Below are 19,651 nucleotides of genomic sequence, written 5' to 3' on the forward strand. Positions count from 1 at the left end.
GGGGCGGGGTCGTCTTCCCAGCTGCCGGGGCTCCGAGGGAGCCCGTCTGACAACGTCCCGTGGAGCCGCCGCATGACCGACGACCCGCAGTCCTTCGACGTCCTGCCCGGCGCCGGGCACTCCCCCGTGATCCTGCATGTTCCGCACGCGGCGCGGGAGATCCCGCCGGCCGTACGGGCGGACATCGTCCTGGACGACGAGGAGCTCGCCCGGGAGCTGGACCACATCACCGACGCGCACACGGCGAAGATCGCCGAGGTGGCGGCGAGCCTGGCCGGCGTCACGCCGTGGCGGTTCGTCAACCGGCTGTCGCGGCTGGTGGTCGACCCCGAGCGGTTCCCCGACGAACGGGAGGAGATGCGAGCCGTCGGCATGGGCGCGGTGTACACGCACACCACGCACGGCGATGTGCTGCGGCCCGGGCACGTCGAGGCCGGGCCGCTCGTCGAGCGGTACTTCCTCCCGTACGCGCAGGCGATGACGCGGACCGTGGAGGAGCGCCTGGCGGCCACGGGGCGGGCGGTCGTCATCGACGTGCACTCGTATCCCAGCGCGCGGCTGCCGTACGAGCTGCACGGGGAGGGGCCCCGGCCGCCGGTGTGTCTCGGCACCGACCCCTTCCACACCACTCCCGCGCTCCTGGACGCCGCGCGGACGGCGTTCGGGGAGACGGAGCTCGACAGCCCGTTCAGCGGGGCCTACGTACCGCTGGAGTTCTACGGGACCGACTCAAGGGTCGAGGCGCTCATGGTGGAGATCCGCCGGGACACCTACATGAGCGAGCCGGGCGGTCCCGCCGGACCGGGCCTGGAGCGTCTCGCCGCCGCGCTCGCCGGTCTCGTGGACGCCGTGTCCCCCTGACGCTTCAGTCCGTGCCGCAGGACGACCCGACCGTGAAAACGGAGAGGCCGCACCGGATCTCTCCGGTGCGGCCTTCGACCCGCTGCCTCACAAGTCGGGACGACAGGATTTGAACCTGCGACCCCTTGACCCCCAGTCAAGTGCGCTACCAAGCTGCGCCACGTCCCGATGCTTCTCGCGCGGGTGAACCGCGTGATCACGCAGGTCAACCCTACCGCATGGGAAGCAGACTCAGCCCCGCGGTCCCCGGCGGCGGCCGATCCCCGCTCCGGTCCAGCCGGCGAGACCCGCTGTCGAGACGGCGACGGCGAGCACGGCCCACCAGGGGATCTCCGCCGTGGCCGCATGACCGGCACCGGCCGCGACGGCCAGCAGCGCCGTGACGGCGCCTCCGGTCAGTCCGGCACCCCGCCGGTGCCGTGTCTCGTCCACGTCCCCCACGTCCTCGTCCCCCTTCGGGTCGGCGCCCGGGCATATGCCGCGAACACTACGCGAAGCCGAAGGTAACTTCCTACCTGGGCATACGGGTTGAGACGGACAGGGCTCAGGGCGGCGGTGCCGTCGTCCCCCGGATCTCCAGCGTCGGCGCCGCCAGGTGCAGCCGGCCCTCTCCCCCGGGCCGCTCGAAGCGGTCCAGGAGGAAGCGGGCTGCTCGGCGGCCGACCTCGTGTCCGGCGTTGTCCACCGTGGTGAGCCACAGGTGACGCAGGCGGGAGATGCTCGTGTTGTCGTAGCCGACGACGGACACGTCGTGCGGGACGCGCAGGCCCAGTTCCTCCGCCGCCGAGAGGGCGCCGACGCAGGTGATGTCGTTGACCGCGAAGACGGCGGTGGGGCGGTCGGGCCGGCTGAGGAGACGGACGGTCGCCCGGTAGCCCCCCTCCTCGGTCATGTCGCCGGTCTCGACGACGGCCCGGTCGGCCAGGCCACGTTCCCGCATGGTCGCCTCGAAGCTGTGGCGGCGAAGTTCGCCGACGGCCCCGTAGCCCGCGAGGTGGGCGATGCGGCGGTGGCCGAGGCCGATGAGGTGCTCGGTGACCAGCCGGGCGCCCCGCTCGTCGTCGCCCGCGACCTGGTCCACCCCGGGCGGCACCGGCTCGCGGGTGCCGGCCAGCACGACCGGCATCCGGCCGGCCGCCGCGCCGAGAGCCGCCGGGTCGGGCAGGGTGCCGACCACGACGAGGCCGTCCACGCCGAGGTCCAGGAGCGGAGCGGCCGGGTCCTGGCCGGTGCGGCGGTTGAGGCGGGCGTCGGCCAGCAGCATGTGCAGGCCACGCTCGTGCAGCAGGGAGTTGAGGCCGCCGAGAAGGTCGACGAACCAGGGGTTGCGCAGGTCGTTGAGGAGGACGCCTACGGTGCGCGTGCGCTGTTCGCTGAGGCTGCGCGCGGCGGCGTTGGGCCGGTACCCCAGCTCCCTGACGGCGCGGAGCACGGCTTCCCGCTTCTCTGGCCGTACCTGGCCGGAGCCGCGCAGCACCAGGGAGACCAGTGACTTGGAGACGCCGGCCCGCTCGGCCACGTCACGGATGGTCGGCGGTCTCATGACTGGACCGTTCCATGCGGGTCAGCCGCTTGTCAAAGGGTTGACATCTGGCGGAAACGCCGCCCAGGGTGGGCTGGACAGGTTCTGGAACGGTCCAAAGAGGGGCTCGCATGGTGGACAAGCTCGGCGTCGCCGTCATTGGTTTCGGCTGGATGGGGCGCGTGCACACGCAGGCGTACGCGCGCGTGCGGCACCACTATCCGCAGCTGCCCCTCGTTCCGGAGCTGGTGACGGTCGCCGAGGAGGTGCCGGGCCGGGCGGAGGAGGCGGCCGAGCGGTTCGGGTTCGCCTCGACGACGCGGGACTGGCGCGAGGTGGCCGCCGACCCGCGTGTGCGGGCGGTCAGCATCACGGCGCCGAACTTCCTGCACCGCGAGATCGGCGTCGCGATGGCCGAGGCCGGCAAGCACATCTGGATCGAGAAGCCGGTCGGTCTGACCGCCGAGGACGCCGGCGCGGTGGCGGACGCGGTGGCCAAGGCGGGGGTGCAGGGCACGGTCGGCTTCAACTACCGCAACGCTCCCGCCGTCGAGGCGGCCCGTGAACTGATCACCTCCGGCGAGCTCGGCACGGTCACGCATGTCCGCGTCCAGCTGTTCAGCGACTACGCGGCGCATCCCGAGGGTGCCCTGACCTGGCGTTACGAGCGGGAGCGTGGCGGCAGCGGGGTCCTGGGGGACCTCGCCTCGCACGGTACGGACCTCGCCCGGTTCCTGCTCGGCGACATCACGTCCCTCATCGCGGACACGGCGATCTTCCTCCCGGAGCGGGCCCGGCCGACCGGTGCGACGGCGGGCCACAGCCGCGCCCTCGGCGGTGAACTCGGCCCGGTCGAGAACGAGGACTACGTCAGCTGCCTGCTGCGCTTCGCCTCCGGGGCGCGCGGTGTCCTGGAGGCCTGCCGGGTCTCGGTCGGCGAGCAGAACAACTACGGCTTCGAGGTGCACGGCACCAAGGGGGCGGTGTTCTGGGACTTCCGCCGCATGAACGAGCTGGGTGTCAGCCGCGGCACGACGTACCAGGACCAGTCCGTCACCACGGTGTACGTCGGTCCGGGGCACGGGGAGTTCGGGGCGTTCCAGCCCGGCGCGGCGAACGCGATGGGGTACGACGACCTGAAGGTCATCGAGGCGTACCGCTTCCTCCGGTCGGTCGCCGAGGGCACCGCGCACGGGGCGACGCTCACGGACGCCGTGCACAGCGCGGCCGCGCTGGACGCCATGGCGCGGTCGGCCGGGAGCGGAACGTGGGCCGAGGTGGCCGGGCAGGCGTGACACCGCTCCCTCAGCCGAGGTTCTGCAGCCGCCTGCCCAGGTAGACCTTCGCCGGGACGAGGACGAGCCACAGCCACATGATGACGGGGCCGGTCACGAAGACCAGCGGGACGGTGACGAGGAAGACCACCACGATCACGGCGCTGTCGAGGAGGTAGAGGCTGGTCGCCGCCTCGGAGGGCCTGTCGTTGCGCAGCCAGGGGCGCTTGGCCAGGACGGCGGCCACCGCGAGATGGCAGGCGCCGAGCGCGGCGACCGCCCCCGCGTAGACGGCGACGGACACGGACTGGTCCCCGTACTCGGCGAGCAGGCGGGTCGGGAAGGGGACGAGGGCGGCGACGCCGAGGCCGACCACGGAGATGCCGATCACCTGCCCGTCGATCTCCCGGACGTCCTTGAAGATCCCGCGATGGCCGCGCCAGAAGCTTCCCAGTACCGCGACGCTCAGCGCGTAGGCGAGGAGGTCCGGGAGCAGTTCCCGAAGGGCCTCGCGGTATGCGGCGGGATCCAGGTCCCGGGGCACGGTGATGTCCAGGACGAGCAGGGTGATGGCGATGGCGAACACGCCGTCGACCAGGGTCACCAGCCGCTCGGGGCCGCCGTCCGGGTGCGAGGTCCACATGGGCCCGACCGTAGGGGCCGGGGCGGGCCTCCTCCCGGACCCACGCCCGGTCACCCCCGGGGATCACACGGCCGCCTGCGGGGGCATGTTGTACGGCGTCACCACCTGGATCGCCGACGGCAGGGTCGGCCCGGCCGGCGGCAGCGCGCCGTGCGCCCGCATGACGATGTGGCAGGCCTCGCGCACGTCCTGGCGCAGGTCGTGGTGGAGCACGGCGGACAGGCGGTGCTCGCGCAGCAGGCGGGTGTTGTCGTGGTCGAGATCGTGGGCGACGAACACGGCGCACTCGCGGCCGAGGTCGTCGAAGGCCCGCAGCGTGGCGATGTTGCCGCCGCCGATCGAGTAGACGGCACGGATGGCCGGGTCGCGTTCCAGCGCGGCACGGACGAGGTCGTACTGGGTGGCGTCCAGGCCCTGCCCCTCGGTGATCTCGACCAGCGTGCGCTCCGGGTGCCGGGCGCGCATGGCGCTGCGGAAGCCCATCTCGCGCTCCTCCTCGTTGCGGAAGGACCCGCTGCTGAGACTGGTGAGGATGTTGCCCGGCCGGTCCCCGAGCCACTGGCCCGTCAGATAGGCGGCCGTCGCCCCCGCCGCCCGGTCGTCTATGCCGACGCAGGCGAGGCGGGCGCTGGACGGCAGGTCGGTCACGAGGGTCACGACCGGTATGCCGGCCGCCGTCAGCCGGCCCACCGCGGCGGTGACCTCCGGGACGTCGGGGGCCTTGAGGATGACGCCCTGCGAGCCCCGGCGGGCGATCCGGTCCAGGGTCCGCACCAGCTCCTCGACGGGGCCGGTCTCGCGGAAGTGGAAGCGGGAACGCAGCACGGCCGGGTGCAGCGACGGCAGCTCGGCCTCCAGGGCGGCGCGGATCGCCGTGGTGAAGCGCTCGGGCGCCTGCATCACGATGTCCACCATGAACGTCCGGCCCACCAGCCGGACCTGGGTGCGCTGCCGGTCCAGGTCGGCGATGGCCTGGTGGACCTCCCGTGCGGTGCTCTCGCGCACCCCGCCTCTGCCGTTCAGGACCCGGTCGACGGTCGCCTCGCTCAGACCCGCCTGACGGGCGATCTCCCGGATCGGGAAGGGGTGACCCATACGTCGGCTCCTTGAGGGGTTTTTGATGGCTCGCTGCTGGTTGTTCGAGGGGTTTGTACTGACAAGAATGACAGGGCTGCGTCGCTCCGTGACCCCGAAGGGACGACGATGTCCTTCACTTCCGTGACCCCCCGTGCCTGGCTGTCCGAGCAGGACTGCGATCTCGACGCGTTCCGCGCACTGGTCGAGCAGGCGACGGACCCCGCCGACTATCCGCACGCCTCCGCCGTGGAGCGGAACGTGCCGGTCTATGACACCGGCCTCCTCGAAGGCGACCGCGTGGTCCAGGCCGAGCTGGTGCGGGCGCTCGCCGACGGCCCGGGCATCGTCGTCTTCCGCGGGGCGTTTCCCGACCCGGAGGTCGTGGACCGCGCCACCGCCGTGTTCGAGGCGCTGATCGCCGAGCAGCGTGCCTCGGGGGCGACGGCCGGTGACCACTTCGCCGAGCCGGGCGCCAACGACCGGGTGTGGAACGCGCTGGAGAAGACGGCCCTCTACGACGCCGAGGTGTTCGCCGACTACTACGCCAACGACGTCCTCGCCCTCGTGTCGACGGCCTGGCTGGGCCCCGGTTACCAGGTCACCTCCCAGCTCAACGTGGTCAACCCGGGCGGTGCCGCGCAGACCGCGCACCGCGACTACCACCTGGGCTTCCTGCCGAACGAGGTCGCCGCCGCCTACCCGGCGCAGGTGCACCGCCTCTCCCCCGCGCTGACCCTGCAGGGCGCGGTCGCGCACTGCGACATGCCCGTGGAGTCCGGGCCGACGATGTACCTGCCGCACTCGCAGAAGTACGAGCCGGGCTACCTCGCCTGGCGGCTCCCGGAGTTCCGGGCGTACTTCGAGGCGCGGTACGTGCAGCTGCCGCTGGCGAAGGGGGACGCGGTGTTCTTCAACCCGGCCCTCTTCCACGCCGCCGGCACCAACCGCTCGGCGGACGTCCGGCGCATGGCCAACCTGCTGCAGGTGTCGTCCGCGTTCGGGCGCGCGATGGAGACGGTGGACCGGGAGGCCGTCGCGGGCGCCGTGTATCCCGTGCTGCTGGAGCGCAAGGCGCGCGGTGCCGACCAGGCGTGGCTGGACAACGTGATCGCGGCGAGCGCGGAGGGCTACCCCTTCCCCACCAACCTGGACAGCGACCCGCCCCTCGACGGCCTGGCCCCGCCGTCGCAGGCGGACCTCGTGCGGCGGGCACTGTGCGAGGGATGGACGCCGGAGGCACTCCGGGCGGAGCTGCGGGCCGGTACCGAACGGCGAGAGAGCTGAGGATTTCATGGGACTTCTCGACGACAAGGTCGTCCTGGTCAACGGCGGCAGCCAGGGGGTCGGCGCGGCCATCGCGCGGGCCGCGGTCCGCGAAGGTGCGGTCGTCGCCGTCACCGGTCGGCGCCCCGAGCCCGGTGAGGCGCTGGTGGCCGAGCTGGCAGCCGACGGAGGCAAGGCGATGTTCGTACGGGCCGATCTCGCGGACGCGGAGCAGGCCAAGGCGTCCGTCGCCGAGGTCGTCGGCGCGTACGGGCGGATCGACTGCCTGGTCAACTCGGCGGGGCTGACGTCCAGGGGCACGCTGCTGGACACCACGCCGGAGCTGTTCGACCAGCACATCGCGATCAACCTCAAGGCGCCGTTCTTCGCGATGCAGGCCGCTGTCGCCGACATGGTCGGGCGCGGGGCGCCCGGCACGGTCGTCAACATCATCACGTCGTCGGCGCACGGGGGGCAGCCGTTCCTGGCGCCGTACGTGGCCGCCAAGGCGGGATTGATCGGGTTGACCCGGAACGCGGCGCACGCTCATCGGTGGGACCGCGTGAGGATCAACGGCCTCAACATCGGCTGGACGGCGACCGAGGGGGAGGACGCCACGCAGAAGGCCTTCCACGGAGCCGGGGACGGCTGGCGCGAGGAGGCCGCGGCGAAGCTGCCGATGGGCAAGCTGGGGCAGCCGGACGAGATCGCCGACTTCGTCGTCTTCCTGCTGTCGGAGCGGTCCGGGGTGGTCACCGGGTCGGTCATTGATTGGGATCAGAACGTCCTGGGGGGACTCGACTAAGGATCTGCCGCGCGTTGTCGTTGGTCGTGCGCGGCACCGTCGTGGCTGGTCGCGCCCACGCGGCGGAGCCGCATATCGACACAGCCCCGCGCCCCTGAGGGGGCGGACCCCACACCCTGCATCAAGGAGCAACACCCCATGCGTATCGGAATCCTCGGCCTCGGCCGTATCGGCGCCTTCCACGCCGAGACCCTGTCCGGGCTCGACGCCGTCGAGTCGCTCGTCGTCACCGATCCGTTCGCGGATGCCGCCAAGGCCGCCGCCGAGCGGTTCGGGGCGGATGTCGTGGACTCGCCGGAGGCGCTGCTGGCGGCCGGTGTGGACGGGATCGTCGTGGCGGCCGCCACGGACGCCCACCCGGCCCTGATCCTGGCCGGGGTCGAGGCCGGGGTTCCGGTCTTCTGTGAGAAGCCCGTCGCCAAGACCATGAGCGAGGGCGTCGGGGTGCTCAAGGCCGTCCGGGACAAGGGCGTGCCGATCCAGATCGGTTACAACCGCCGCTTCGACACCGGATTCGTCAACGCCCGTGCCGCCGTGCTGAGCGGCGAGCTCGGCACCCTGCACACCGTCCGCTCGACCACGCTGGACCCGGCGCCGCCGCCCGCCGCGTACATCGCCGCCTCCGGCGGCATCTTCCGCGACTGCTCGGTCCACGACTTCGACATCATCCGCTGGGTGACCGGGCGTGAGGTGACCGAGGTGTACGCCGTCGGCGGCAACCGCGGCGCCGACTTCATCAAGGAGGCCGGCGACGCCGACACCACCGGCGCGATCCTCACCCTCGACGACGGCACCATCGCGGTGGTCTCCAACTCCCGTCACAACGCCCGGGGTTACGACGTCCGCATGGAGATCCACGGCTTCAAGGACTCCATCGCCGTCGGCCTGGAGGACAAGCTGCCGCTGCGCTCGGTCGAGCCCGGCGTGACCTTCCCGGCGGGCACCCCGCACGACTTCTTCATGGACCGCTTCACCGCGGCCTACCGCGCCGAACTGACCGCGTTCACCGAGGTCGTGGCCGGCACGCGCCCCTCCCCCTGCACGATCGAGGACGCCCTGGAGGCGGGCTGGATCGCCGACGCGTGCACACTGTCGCTGCACGAGCACCGTCCCGTGACCATCGAGGAGGTACGGCAGGCATGAGCGACAAGGGCCGGGAACCCCTGCGCATAGGTGTGCTGGGAGCCGCGCGGATCACCGAACGCTCCCTGATCGTCCCGGCCCGGGCGACCGGCCACCGCCTCGTCGCGGTGGCCGCCCGCGACCGCGCCCGCGCCGAGGCGTTCGCCGCCGGGCACGGCGTGGAGCGGGTCGTGGGGTCGTACGCCGAGCTGGTGGCCGATCCCGAGATCGACGTCGTCTACAACCCGCTCGCCAACGGCCTGCACGGCCCGTGGAACCTGGCCGCCCTCACGGCGGGCAAGCACGTGCTGTCGGAGAAGCCGTCGGCGAGCAACGCCGAGGAGGCGGCGGAGGTACGGGCGGCCGCGGCGAAGGCCGGGACGGTCTTCATGGAGGCGTTCCACTACCTCTTCCACCCGGTCACCCGCCGCCTGCACGAGCTGCTGGACTCCGGCGAACTCGGCGAGCCGCGGCACGTCGAGGCGATGGTCGCGATCGCCGCTCCGCCGGACACCGACCCGCGCTGGTCGCTGCCGCTGGCCGGTGGCGCCCTGATGGACCTGGGCTGTTACAGCCTGCACGCGCTGCGGATGCTCGCCCCCTGGACGGGCGGCGCACCGCGCCTGGCCGCAGCCAGGGGCGGGGAACGCGCGGGCGCGCCCGGCGTCGACGAGTGGCTCGACGCCGACCTGGAGTTCCCGGGCGGCGCGACGGGCTCGGCCCGCTGCCACATGGCGTACGAGACGATGGACATGAGCATCCGGATCGTCGGCTCCCGGGGCGAGGCGTGGGCCCCGAACTTCGTGCTGCCCCAGATGGACGACCGGGTCGTGGTCCGCACGCCCGAGGGCGAGCGGACGGAACATCTCGGCACGCGCTCGTCGTACACCTGTCAACTGGAGGCGTTCGCCGCGCGGGTGCGGGACGGCGCGCCGCTGCCGCTGGACGCGGACGACGCGGTGGCGACGATGGAGCTGATCGACGCCTGTTACCGTCAGGCCGGGTTCGAGGCCAGGCCGCGCACCAGGATCTGACGCCCCCAGGAGTGGGGCCCGGGGCGTGCCCCGGGCCCTCCCTCACGCGTACAGCGCGGGTTTCCGCTCGAGTCCGATCTCCACCCGGCCACCGTCGTCCAGCGCCCGCACCCCCGCCTCGCACACCGCGGCGGCCGCGTAGCCGTCCCAGACGCTCGGGCCGGTGACCTCGCCACGGCGGGTGGCGTCGACCCAGGCCTGGATCTCCTGGTCGTAGGCCGTCTCGAAGCGCTCGGTGAAGTCCTGCGCGATGGTGCCGCCCCAGCGGCCGGCCATGTTGGTGACCAGGGCGTGGCCGTCGCCGATGCGGGCGGTGCCGCGTTCGCAGACCACCTCGGCCTGGACCTGGTAGCCGAAGCCGCAGTTGACGAAGATCTCGACGTCGCTGAGGGCGCCGCCGTCGGTCTCGAAGACGACGAACTGCGGATCGCGCAGCCCGTCGGGGGCGTGGGAGGACGGGGTCGGGTGAAGCACCGTGACCGCCGTGATCTCGTGGCCCAGCAGCCAGCGGGTCGCGTCGGCCTCGTGGGCGACGGAGTCGCTGATGAGCATGGAGCTGGTGAAGAAGGGCGGGCTGGCGACGTTGCGGTGCCGGTTGTGCAGCATGAGCGGCCGACCCAGCTGACCAGTCGTCAGCAGGGCCTTCAGCTTCACGTACTCGGGGTCGTAGCGCCGCATGAAGCCGACCTGCGCGCGGCGGTGGCCGAGGCGCAGTTCGGCTTCGAGGACGCGCAGGGCGGACGCCGAGTCGGGGGTGAGCGGCTTCTCGCACAGGACGGGCAGGTCGTGCTCGAACGCGGCGAGCAGCGTGGCCTCGTGGGCAGGGCCCGGGGAGGCGATCAGGACGGCGTCGACGTCGGCGGCCGCCATGGCGGCCGCCGGATCGGTGTACGGGGTGCAGCCGTCGACGCCGGCGGCGACGGCCTTCGCGCGCTCCCCGTCGACGTCCACGACGGCGGCCACCCGTGCTCCGCTGGTGACCTCGTGGATGCGGCGCACATGGTCGGCGCCCATCCGGCCCGTACCGATGACTGCGATTCCCAGAGTGGCGCGCTCGGCCATGGCCGTCCTTTCGGGTCGTCAGGCGCCGCAGGACCTCAGGAACTTGCGGGTGCGCACCGCGATCGGCAGCGGCTTGTCCGGCTCGCAGGGGTACATGTCCTGCTCGACGATGGCGAAGAGGTCGACGCCCAGCTTCTGGGCGGCCGTGAGGACCGGGCCCAGTTCGGGGACACCGGCGGGCGGTTCGCACATCACGCCGCGCTGGACGGCGGGGCCGAACGGGATCTCGTTCTTGACCACGTCGGCGAGGATCTCCGGGTCGACCTGCTTGAGGTGCAGGTAGCCGATGCGCTCGCCGTAGGTCTCGATGAGCTTGACGCTGTCACCGCCGCAGTAGGCGTAGTGCCCGGTGTCCAGGCAGAGGTTGACCACGTCGGAGTCGGTCGAGTCGAGGAACCGCTCGACGTGCTCCTCGTTGTCGATGTGGGTGTCGGCGTGCGGGTGGACGACGATGTCCAGACCGTACCGGTCCTTCACCTCGCGGCCGAGGCGCTCCATGCCCGTGGTGAGGTTGCGCCACTGCTCGACGGTGAGCTCCGGGGGCTCCAGGATCTCGGCGGTCTTGTCGTCGCGCCAGAAGGACGGGATGACGACCAGGTGCTTCGCGTCCATGGCCTGGGTGAGGGCGGCGACGCGGCTGACCTGTTCCCAGGTGGAGTCCCACTCGGAGGGGCCGCGGTGCAGTCCGCAGAAGATCGTCCCCGCGGAGACCTTCAGGTTCCGCTTGGTCACCTCGTCGGTGAGCCGTGCCGGGTCGGTGGGCAGGTAGCCGTAGGGGCCGAGTTCGATCCAGGAGTAGCCGGCTTCGGTGACCTCGTCGAGGAAGCGTTCCCAGGGCACCTGCTGGGGGTCGTCGGGGAACCAGACGCCCCAGGAGTCGGGGGCGGAGCCCACCCGGATGCGGTCGAGCGCGAGGGCCATGTCAGGACTTTCCTTCCGAAGACGTGGCTACGGGAGCGGTGAGGTCCCCCTCCTCGGGGAGCTCTTCGACATCGACGCCGCGGACCTGCGCCAACTCGTGCTTGAGGGAGGCCAGTTCGGCGCCGCCTGCCATGTGGTTGGTCAGCTCCTCGAGGCTGACGTCGCTGCGGGAGGCGGAGAGTTCCACGGTGCCGAGGCGCAGCACGCTGAAATGGTCGCCGACCATGTAGGCGTGGTGCGGGTTGTGGGTGATGAAGATGACGCCGAGGCCCTTCTCGCGGGCGGCGGCGATGTACTTCAGCACCACACCGGACTGCTTGACGCCGAGGGCGGCGGTCGGCTCGTCCAGGATGAGGACGCGGGCGCCGAAGTAGACGGCGCGGGCGATGGCGACGCACTGGCGCTGGCCGCCGGAGAGCGTGCCGATGGGCTGCTCCAGGTCGTCCAGGACGATACCCATGTTGCGCAGCTCTTCGTCCGCGGTCTTCTTCATCCGCTCGATGTCGAGACGGCGCACGGGCCAGGGGCCCTTGGTCATCTCGGAGCCGAGGAAGAAGTTGCGCCACACCGGCATCAGCGGGACGACCGCGAGGTCCTGGTAGACCGTGGCGATGCCCTTGTCGAGGGCCTCGCGCGGAGTGGAGAAGCGCACGGGTTCGCCGTCGACGAGGAACTCGCCCTCGGTGTGCTGGTGCAGACCCGAGATGATCTTGATCAGGGTGGACTTGCCGGCGCCGTTGTCGCCGAGGACGCAGGTCACCTTGCCGGGGTGGACGGTGAGGTCGACGCCGTGCAGGGCGCGGATGTTGCCGTAGGACTTGCCGGCGTCGCGGAGTTCGACGAGGGGGCGGTCGGTCACGGGCGGCGTGTCCTCGAGGACGGCCCCGTGGGTGCCGGATTCTTTGCTGGTCATCGCTGTCACCTCCGGGTGGCCGTGCGCTGGACCCACAGATTGATGAGGACGGCGCCGAGGAGCATCACGCCGAGGAAGGCCTTGAACCAGTCGGGGTTCCAGCCGGCGTAGACGATGCCCTGCTGCACCATGCCGAACATGAAGGCGCCGAAGACCGGGCCGATCGCCGAGCCGTAGCCACCGGTCAGCAGGCAGCCGCCGATGACGGCCGCGGCGATGTAGATGAGCTCCTGGCCCACGCCCTCGCCGGACTGCACGGTGTTGAAGGAGAACAGCTGGTGCATGCCGACGAACCAGGCGCCGAAGCCGACCAGCATGAACAGCGAGATCTTGGTGAAGGTCACCGGGACACCGACGGCCCGGGCACTCTCCTTGTTGCCGCCCACCGCGAAGATCCAGTTGCCGTACTTGGTGCGCAGCAGCACCCAGGTGGCCAGGGCCGCGAAGACCAGCCACCACACCACGGTGATCTTGACGTTGACCCCGCCGACCTCGAACGTCGAGGCGAAGAGCTTCTGCGCCTGGGCGAAGCCGTCCATGTCGCTGATGTCGTCGGTGGCGACATTGCCCGTGACCAGCTTGGTGATCGCGAGGTTCACACCTTGGAGGATGAGGAAGGTGCCCAAGGTGACCAGGAAGCTCGGCAGGCCGGTCTTGACCAGCAGCCAGCCGTTGAACGCGCCGATCCCGAGCGACACGATCAGGGCGACGATCACGCCCATCCAGACGTTCAACGTCAGCTGGTAGCTGAGCATCGACGCGGTCAGCGCCGAGGTGATCACGGCGACACCGGCGGACAGGTCGAACTCGCCGCCGATCATCAGCAGCGCGACGGGCAGCGCCATGATCCCGATGGTCGACGACTGGTACAGGATGTTCGCCATCGAGCTGCCGTCGCGCACCGGCGGCGCGGCGAAGAGGAAGAACACGAGCACGGCGACGGCGCCGAGGAAGACGCCGACCTCGGGCCGGGCGAGCAGCCGCAGCGCCAACGGGCGCTGCCGGGTCCGGCCGTCGGACTGCTTCTGGCCGGGTGCCGGCGGTGTGTCCACCGCCGGCGTGGCCTGCTGGGTCATGCTCATCACCGGGTGCCCTTCGCGGCGAACTCCCCGATCTTGTCGACGTTGGACTTGTCGACGAAGGCCGGACCGGTCAGCACGGGCTGCTCACCGCCACCGCTGTAGTTGCCGTTGTTCTTGTAGAGCCACAGGCCGTCGACGGCCAGGTAGCCCTGCAGGTAGGGCTGCTGGTCGACGGCGAACTGGATGTCGCCGGCCTTGATGGACTTGATCAGGTCCTTGTTGAGGTCGAAGGTGGCGACCTTCGCCTTGCTGCCGGCGTCGTCGACCGACTGCACCGCGGTCAGCGCGAAGGGCGCGCCGAGCGTGACGACGTAGTCGATGGACGGGTCCTGCTTCAGCTTGGCGGTGATCGTCGACTTCACGGCCGGCATGTCGGTGCCGTTGACGTTCTGCGGGTCGACCTTGCCCTCGAAGGTCTTCGCCACGCCGTCACACCGCTGTGTCAGGCCGACGTTGCCCTGCTCCTGCATGACGCAGAGGACCTTCTTGGCGCCGACCTCGTTGAGCTTCTTGCCGAAGGCCTCGCCAGCCACCGACTCGTCCTGGCCGAAGAACTCCAGCATGTTGAGGTTCTTCCAGTCGCTCAGGCCGGAGTTGAGGCCGACGACGGGTATGCCGGCCTTCTGGGCCTTGCCGATGACGCCCTTGAGGGCGTCGGGCTTTGCGAGGGTGACGGCGATGCCGTCGACCTTCTGGTCGATCGCGTTCTGGACCAGGTTGGCCTGGTTGCCCGCGTTCGGGTCGGCGGAGTAGACGAGCTTGATGTTGTCCTTGTCCGCGGCGGTCTGGGCGCCCTTGCGGACGGTGTCCCAGAAGGTGTCGCCGGGGGCCTGGTGGGTGACCAGGGCGACGGTCATACGTGGAGTGGTGGCCTTGCCGGCGGAGGCGTTCGCGGCGCCTTCCTCGGACTTCTTGCCCCCTGAACTGCTGGAGCAGCCGGCGAGGGTCAGGGCCGCTGCCGCGGCGACGGCGACGACGGGCGCGATCCTGCGGGAGCGGGGGTGAGAAGAGCGGTCCATCTTTCCTGGCACCTCACTGTGCTACTGCGGGGAAAGGGGAGGGATCACGAGGGATCCGTGGTCCCGGAGCCTTACGGAGTCCGGATCATGATGCCGCAAACACACTGTTGCGATGCCACGGGATCCAAGTCCCTGCCGCGCTCGCTGTCAATACTTTGTTAAGACATCATTTCACAAGCAGGTCCGAATGTAAGTACAAAGTATTGACAGTGACGCCTTCGGAGGCCTAAACCTGGGGTGCGGCAGGCCCGTGGATCCACGCCCCCACGGTGTCAGGGCGTCTCCGGACCCGCATCCCCAGCTTCCCGAGGAGGTCGCGCATGGCCGAGCCAGCCCAGCATTTCGACTTGATCACGATGGGGCGCATCGGCGTCGACCTCTATCCCCTCCAGACCGGCGTCCCACTGCCACAAGTGGAGAGGTTCGGGAAGTTCCTGGGAGGTTCGGCGGCCAATGTGGCGGTCGCGTCGGCCCGCCTCGGACGCCGCACGGCGGTCATCACCCGCACCGGCGACGACCCCTTCGGCACCTACCTGCACGAGGAGCTGACGTCCTTCGGCGTCGACGACCGCTGGGTCACCCCGGTCGGCGCGTACCCGACGCCGATCACCTTCTGCGAGATCTTCCCGCCGGACGACTTCCCGCTGTACTTCTACCGCCGCCCCAAGGCGCCGGACCTGGAGATCCATACCGACGAGCTGGACTTCTTCGCGATCCGCGGGGCCCGGATCTTCTGGATCACCGGCACCGGGCTGAGCGAGGAGCCGAGCCGCTCCGCCACTCTCGCCGCCCTCAAGGCCCGCGACAGGTCGGGCATCACCGTCTTCGACCTCGACTGGCGGCCGATGTTCTGGCGCGACCCCGAGGAGGCCCGCCCGTACTACCGCGAGGCCCTGAGCCACGCCACCGTCGCGGTCGGCAATCTCGACGAGTGCGAGATCGCCACCGGCCTGCGCGAGCCGCAGGCCTGCGCCGACGCGCTGCTGGAGGCGGGCGTGGAGCTGGCCGTCGTCAAGCAGGGTCCCAAGGGCGTGCTCGCCGTGCACCGCGACGGCAGCCGCGCCGAGGTGCCGCCGGTGCCGGTCGAGGTGGTCAACGGCCTGGGCGCGGGCGATGCCTTCGGCGGCTCGCTCTGCCACGGTCTGCTCTCCGGCTGGGACCTGGAGAAGACCATGCGCCACGCCAACGCCGCCGGGGCGCTCGTCGCCTCCCGCCTCGCCTGCTCCTCCGCGATGCCCACCGAGTCCGAGATCGAGGATCTCCTCGCCGGGGTGCCGGCGCCGAGCACGAGCCACTGAAACGGAGCCTTCCTTGAACATCGGCATCCCCGACCTCACCTCGGTCAGAGCCCGGAATCCCGAGGCCGTCGCCGAGGCTGCCGCCCGCCGGGTGCGGCGCCCGCTGATCAGCGACAGCGGCCGGCTGATGATCGTGGCCGCCGACCACCCGGCGCGCGGCGCCCTCGGGGTGGGTGACCGGCGCCTGGCCATGGCCAACCGCGCCGACCTGCTGGAACGGCTGTGCGTCGCGCTGTCGAGGCCCGGCGTCGATGGGGTGCTCGCCACCGCCGACATCCTGGAGGACCTGCTCCTGCTCGGGGTGCTGGAGAACAAGGTCGTCATGGGCTCGATGAACCGCGGCGGACTCGCCGGGGCCTGCTTCGAGATGGACGACCGTTTCACCGGCCACCGCGCCGAGGACATCGCCCGGCTCCGCTTCGACGCGGGCAAGCTCCTGGTCCGCATCGACTACGACGACCCGGGCTCGCTGACCACCCTGGAGTCCACCGCCCGGGCGATCGACGCCATGGCGGCCCGGCAACTGCCCCTGTTCGTGGAACCGTTCATCTCCCGGCGGGTCGACGGAAAGGTCCGCAACGACCTGTCCGCCGAGGCCGTGACGCGGTCCGTCGCGATCGCCTCCGGGCTGGGCGGCACCTCCGCCTACACCTGGCTGAAGCTGCCCGTCACCGACGACCCGGACGACATGGCCGAGGTCCTGGAGACCTCCACGCTGCCCGTGGTCCTGCTGGGCGGCGAGGTCGGCGACGACCAGGAGGGCGCGTACGAACGCTGGCGCAAGGCCCTGCGCCTGCCCACCGTCCAGGGCATGGTCGTCGGGCGCTCGCTGCTCTACCCGGCCGGGGGCAGTGTGGAAGAGGCGGTGGACACGGCCGTCGGTCTGTTGTGAACCGGTCAGATGTGAGTCGCTCTGCTGTGATCCGAAAGGCACACGATGACGTATCACCTTCCCGCGGGTAAGGCCCTCGGCGGCCCGTACACCGTCGACGTCACGCCCGAGAAGGCCGGCTGGGGACACTCCAGCCTGCGGGTCCTGGAGCTGCCGCCGGGCGGCACCCACACCTTCGACACCGACGACAGCGAGTGGATCGTCGTCCCGCTGAGCGGCGGCTGCACGGTCGCGGCGGCGGACGACTTCGGTCAGGAGACCTTCGAACTCCAGGGCCGCCCGGACGTCTTCAGCGGCGTCAGCGACTTCGCGTACGTGCCGCGCGACGCCCGCGCGACCGTGACCTCCGCCGCCGGCGGGCGGTTCGCGCTGACCGGCGCCCGCTGCACCCGCCGGCTGCCCGCCCGCTACGGGCCGGCCTCCGAGGTGCCCGTGGAGCTGCGCGGCACCGGGAACTGCTCCCGGCAGGTCAACAACTTCGGCGCGGCCGGGGTCTTCGAGTGCGACAAGCTCATCGCGGTCGAGGTGATCACCCCGGGCGGCAACTGGTCGTCGTTCCCTCCGCACAAGCACGACGAGCACCGGCCGGGCGAGGAGTCCGTGCTGGAGGAGATCTACTACTTCGAGTTCGCCGGCCACGACGGCATCCCCGGCCTCGGCTACCAGCGGGTCTCCCCCTCCGGCCCGGGCCGGGACACCGACGTGCTGGCGGAGGTCCGCGACGGAGACGTCGTCCTGATCCCGGACGGCTGGCACGGGCCGTCGATGGCCACGCCCGGCCACCACATGTACTACCTCAACGTCATGGCGGGCCCGGAGGCCGAGCGCGCCTGGCTGATCTGCGACCACCCCGACCACGCCTGGATCCGCGACACCTGGCCGGACCAGCCGGTCGACCCACGGCTCCCCCTCTACACCGCCCCGGAGACCCCCGCATGAGCGCCCCCACCCGCAGACTGACGACCGCCCAGGCGCTGGTGCGGTTCCTGTCCGCCCAGTACACCGAGCGGGACGGTGTGCGCCGCCGGCTGATCGCCGGGACCTGGGGCATCTTCGGCCATGGCAACGTCGCCGGGGTCGGGCAGGCCCTTCTGGAGGCGGGCGAGGAGGTCATGCCGTTCCACCAGGGCCGCAACGAGCAGTCCATGGTGCACGCGGCGGTCGGCTACGCACGCCAGCTGAACCGCCTGTCCGCGCAGGCGGTGACGACCTCGATCGGCCCGGGCGCCACCAACCTGGTCACGGGCGCCGCCCTGGCCACCATCAACCGGCTGCCGGTCTTGCTCCTGCCCGGCGACTACTTCGCCTCGCACGCCCCCGACCCGCTGCTCCAGCAGCTGGAACACCCGGTCGAGGCCGACGTGTCGGTCAACGACACCCTGCGCCCGGTGTCGAGGTACTTCGACCGGATCACCCGCCCCGAGGCGCTGATCCCGTCGGCGCTCCAGGCCATGCGGGTCCTGGCCGACCCGGCCGAGACCGGCGCGGTCACCCTGGCCCTGCCCCAGGACGTGCAGGCGGAGGCGTACGACTGGCCGGAGGAGTTCTTCGCCGAGCGCGTCTGGTACGTGCGGCGTCCCGCACCCGACCCGGTGGAACTGACGGCGGCCGTCGAGGCGATCCGGTCGGCCGAGCGGCCGCTGATCGTGGCGGGCGGCGGCGTCCACCACAGCGAGGCCGAGGCGGCGCTTAAGGCGCTCGTCGACGCCACCGGCGTCCCGGTCGCCTCCACCCAGGCCGGCAAGGGCTCGCTGCGCCACGACCACCCCGCCGACCTCGGCGGCATCGGCCACACGGGCACGGCGGTCAGCGACGAACTCGCCCGCACCGCCGACCTGGTGATCGGCGTCGGCACCCGCTACACCGACTTCACGACGGCCTCCGGCACGCTCTTCCAGAACCCGGCCGTGCGGTTCCTCAACCTCAACATCACGGGCTTCGACGCGCACAAGCTGGCCGCGCGCACCCTGGTGTGCGACGCGCGGTCCGGTCTCGAGAAGCTGCTCGAGGCGCTCTCCGGTCACCGGGTGAGCGCGGAGTACGAGGCGGAGTACCGCGCAGGCAAGGAACGCTGGGACGAGGTCGTCGAGGCCTCCTACCGCACCGGCGACGAGCACGCGGTCCCCACGCAGACGCAGGTGCTCGGCGCGCTGGACGCGGTCGTCGGTGACACCGACGTGGTGATCAACGCGGCCGGTTCGCTCCCGGGCGACCTGCACAAGCTGTGGCGCTCCCGCAGCCCGCGCCAGTACCACCTGGAGTACGGCTACTCCTGCATGGGCTACGAGATCCCGGCCGGCATCGGCGTCCAGCAAGCCGCCCCGGGCACGCCCGTCTGGGCACTGGTCGGCGACGGCACGTACCTGATGATGCCGACGGAGATCGTCACGGCCGTCCAGGAGGGACTGCCGCTCAACATCGTCCTCCTCCAGAACCACGGCTACGCCTCCATCGGCGGCCTGTCGCAGGAGACCGGCGGCGAGCGGTTCGGCACCGCCTACCGCTTCCGCGCGGCCGACGGCACCTTCACCGGCGCCCCGCTGCCCGTCGACCTGGCCGCCAACGCGGCGAGCCTCGGCATGGACGTGCTGCGCGCCAAGACCGTGCGCGAGCTGCGCGAGGCACTGGCCGCGACCCGCGCCTCCGACCGGCCGACATGCGTGTACGTCGAGACCGACCCGACCCCGACCGCTCCGCCGGCCGAGGCCTGGTGGGACGTGCCGGTCGCCGAGACCGCCTCCCGCGAGGCCGCCGTCCAGGCCCGTGAGCGCTACGACCGCCAGGTGGCCGGACGCCGCCGGCACCTCTGAACGCCCCGCTGACGAACTCCCCGCCGCCATCAGGCTCCACGAAAGGCCCCCGC

General features: G+C 71.4%; 19 protein-coding genes and 1 tRNA gene. 10 read left to right on the forward strand and 10 right to left on the reverse strand.

Annotated elements, in window-relative coordinates; genetic code table 11:
* Window positions 1-72: 72 nt before the first annotated feature.
* A complete protein-coding gene (locus IE97_RS0132255; protein ID WP_030248413.1) occupies window positions 73-861 on the forward strand; it encodes an N-formylglutamate amidohydrolase in 789 nt (262 codons plus the stop codon).
* A 94-nt stretch (window positions 862-955) separates the two neighbouring features.
* Here the strand turns inward: IE97_RS0132255 and IE97_RS0132260 are convergent.
* From IE97_RS0132260 to IE97_RS0132270, 3 genes are all read right to left on the reverse strand, one after another.
* Window positions 956-1,029 (reverse strand) — tRNA-Pro (locus IE97_RS0132260).
* Between the two features lie 63 nt (window positions 1,030-1,092).
* Entirely contained in the window at window positions 1,093-1,293 is a 201-nt protein-coding gene (locus IE97_RS0132265; RefSeq protein WP_030248415.1) for a hypothetical protein, read from the reverse strand.
* A 112-nt stretch (window positions 1,294-1,405) separates the two neighbouring features.
* A complete protein-coding gene (locus tag IE97_RS0132270) occupies window positions 1,406-2,404 on the reverse strand; it encodes a LacI family DNA-binding transcriptional regulator (RefSeq protein ID WP_030248418.1) in 999 nt (332 codons plus the stop codon).
* A gap of 110 nt (window positions 2,405-2,514) precedes the next feature.
* On the opposite strand from IE97_RS0132270, the gene IE97_RS0132275 reads away from it, so the two are divergent.
* Complete coding sequence (locus IE97_RS0132275; RefSeq protein ID WP_030248421.1) at window positions 2,515-3,678, forward strand: Gfo/Idh/MocA family protein; 1,164 nt, start codon at window positions 2,515-2,517, stop codon at window positions 3,676-3,678.
* A 10-nt stretch (window positions 3,679-3,688) separates the two neighbouring features.
* On the opposite strand, the gene IE97_RS0132280 is transcribed toward IE97_RS0132275, so the two are convergent.
* Together IE97_RS0132280 and IE97_RS0132285 are read right to left on the reverse strand one after the other, a co-directional pair.
* Entirely contained in the window at window positions 3,689-4,300 is a 612-nt protein-coding gene (locus IE97_RS0132280) for a TMEM175 family protein (protein ID WP_078603456.1), read from the reverse strand.
* 63 nt (window positions 4,301-4,363) lie between these two features.
* On the reverse strand, window positions 4,364-5,395 hold the full coding sequence (locus IE97_RS0132285; protein ID WP_030248426.1) for a LacI family DNA-binding transcriptional regulator: 1,032 nt from the start codon (window positions 5,393-5,395) through the stop codon (window positions 4,364-4,366).
* 108 nt (window positions 5,396-5,503) lie between these two features.
* Between IE97_RS0132285 and IE97_RS0132290 the strand changes: the two genes are divergently transcribed.
* From IE97_RS0132290 to IE97_RS0132305, 4 genes are all read left to right on the forward strand, one after another.
* Window positions 5,504-6,661, forward strand: a complete 1,158-nt coding sequence (locus tag IE97_RS0132290; RefSeq protein ID WP_030248434.1) for a phytanoyl-CoA dioxygenase family protein — start codon at window positions 5,504-5,506, stop codon at window positions 6,659-6,661.
* Window positions 6,662-6,668: 7 nt separating this feature from the next.
* The gene (locus tag IE97_RS0132295) at window positions 6,669-7,445 is read left to right on the forward strand and encodes an SDR family oxidoreductase (RefSeq protein ID WP_030248437.1); all 777 of its coding nucleotides are present in this window, start codon (window positions 6,669-6,671) and stop codon (window positions 7,443-7,445) included.
* A gap of 138 nt (window positions 7,446-7,583) precedes the next feature.
* Window positions 7,584-8,588 carry a Gfo/Idh/MocA family oxidoreductase gene (locus tag IE97_RS0132300; RefSeq protein ID WP_030248441.1) on the forward strand — a complete coding sequence of 335 codons (1,005 nt, stop codon included), beginning with the start codon at window positions 7,584-7,586 and terminating at the stop codon, window positions 8,586-8,588.
* Window positions 8,585-9,601: a Gfo/Idh/MocA family protein gene (locus tag IE97_RS0132305; protein ID WP_030248443.1), complete on the forward strand. Its 1,017-nt coding sequence runs from the start codon at window positions 8,585-8,587 to the stop codon at window positions 9,599-9,601. The genes IE97_RS0132300 and IE97_RS0132305 overlap by 4 nt, the downstream gene beginning before the upstream one ends.
* Before the next feature lie 42 nt (window positions 9,602-9,643).
* On the opposite strand, the gene IE97_RS0132310 is transcribed toward IE97_RS0132305, so the two are convergent.
* The 5 genes from IE97_RS0132310 to IE97_RS0132330 are packed head-to-tail and all read right to left on the reverse strand — an operon-like array spanning window position 9,644 to window position 14,598.
* Window positions 9,644-10,663: a Gfo/Idh/MocA family protein gene (locus IE97_RS0132310; RefSeq protein ID WP_030248446.1), complete on the reverse strand. Its 1,020-nt coding sequence runs from the start codon at window positions 10,661-10,663 to the stop codon at window positions 9,644-9,646.
* A gap of 18 nt (window positions 10,664-10,681) precedes the next feature.
* Complete coding sequence (locus IE97_RS0132315; RefSeq protein WP_030248449.1) at window positions 10,682-11,584, reverse strand: sugar phosphate isomerase/epimerase family protein; 903 nt, start codon at window positions 11,582-11,584, stop codon at window positions 10,682-10,684.
* Window position 11,585: 1 nt separating this feature from the next.
* A complete protein-coding gene (locus tag IE97_RS0132320) occupies window positions 11,586-12,497 on the reverse strand; it encodes an ATP-binding cassette domain-containing protein (RefSeq protein WP_030248452.1) in 912 nt (303 codons plus the stop codon).
* A 5-nt stretch (window positions 12,498-12,502) separates the two neighbouring features.
* Entirely contained in the window at window positions 12,503-13,579 is a 1,077-nt protein-coding gene (locus IE97_RS0132325) for an ABC transporter permease (RefSeq protein ID WP_030248456.1), read from the reverse strand.
* A complete protein-coding gene (locus IE97_RS0132330; protein WP_030248459.1) occupies window positions 13,579-14,598 on the reverse strand; it encodes a sugar ABC transporter substrate-binding protein in 1,020 nt (339 codons plus the stop codon). Before IE97_RS0132330 ends, IE97_RS0132325 begins: the two co-directional genes overlap by 1 nt.
* Before the next feature lie 320 nt (window positions 14,599-14,918).
* On the opposite strand from IE97_RS0132330, the gene iolC reads away from it, so the two are divergent.
* From iolC to iolD, 4 genes are read left to right on the forward strand one after another with little or no spacing between them, the layout of a single operon-like run.
* The gene (iolC, locus tag IE97_RS0132335; RefSeq protein WP_030248462.1) at window positions 14,919-15,896 is read left to right on the forward strand and encodes a 5-dehydro-2-deoxygluconokinase; all 978 of its coding nucleotides are present in this window, start codon (window positions 14,919-14,921) and stop codon (window positions 15,894-15,896) included.
* A 13-nt stretch (window positions 15,897-15,909) separates the two neighbouring features.
* Entirely contained in the window at window positions 15,910-16,788 is an 879-nt protein-coding gene (locus IE97_RS0132340; RefSeq protein ID WP_030248465.1) for a Cgl0159 family (beta/alpha)8-fold protein, read from the forward strand.
* Between the two features lie 45 nt (window positions 16,789-16,833).
* A complete protein-coding gene (iolB, locus tag IE97_RS0132345) occupies window positions 16,834-17,727 on the forward strand; it encodes a 5-deoxy-glucuronate isomerase (RefSeq protein WP_030248467.1) in 894 nt (297 codons plus the stop codon).
* On the forward strand, window positions 17,724-19,598 hold the full coding sequence (iolD, locus tag IE97_RS0132350) for a 3D-(3,5/4)-trihydroxycyclohexane-1,2-dione acylhydrolase (decyclizing) (RefSeq protein WP_030248469.1): 1,875 nt from the start codon (window positions 17,724-17,726) through the stop codon (window positions 19,596-19,598). Before iolB ends, iolD begins: the two co-directional genes overlap by 4 nt.
* The last annotated feature ends 53 nt before the right edge of the window (window positions 19,599-19,651 follow it).

The organism is Streptomyces sp. NRRL S-455, from assembly GCF_000717875.1.
Lineage (GTDB): Bacteria > Actinomycetota > Actinomycetes > Streptomycetales > Streptomycetaceae > Streptomyces.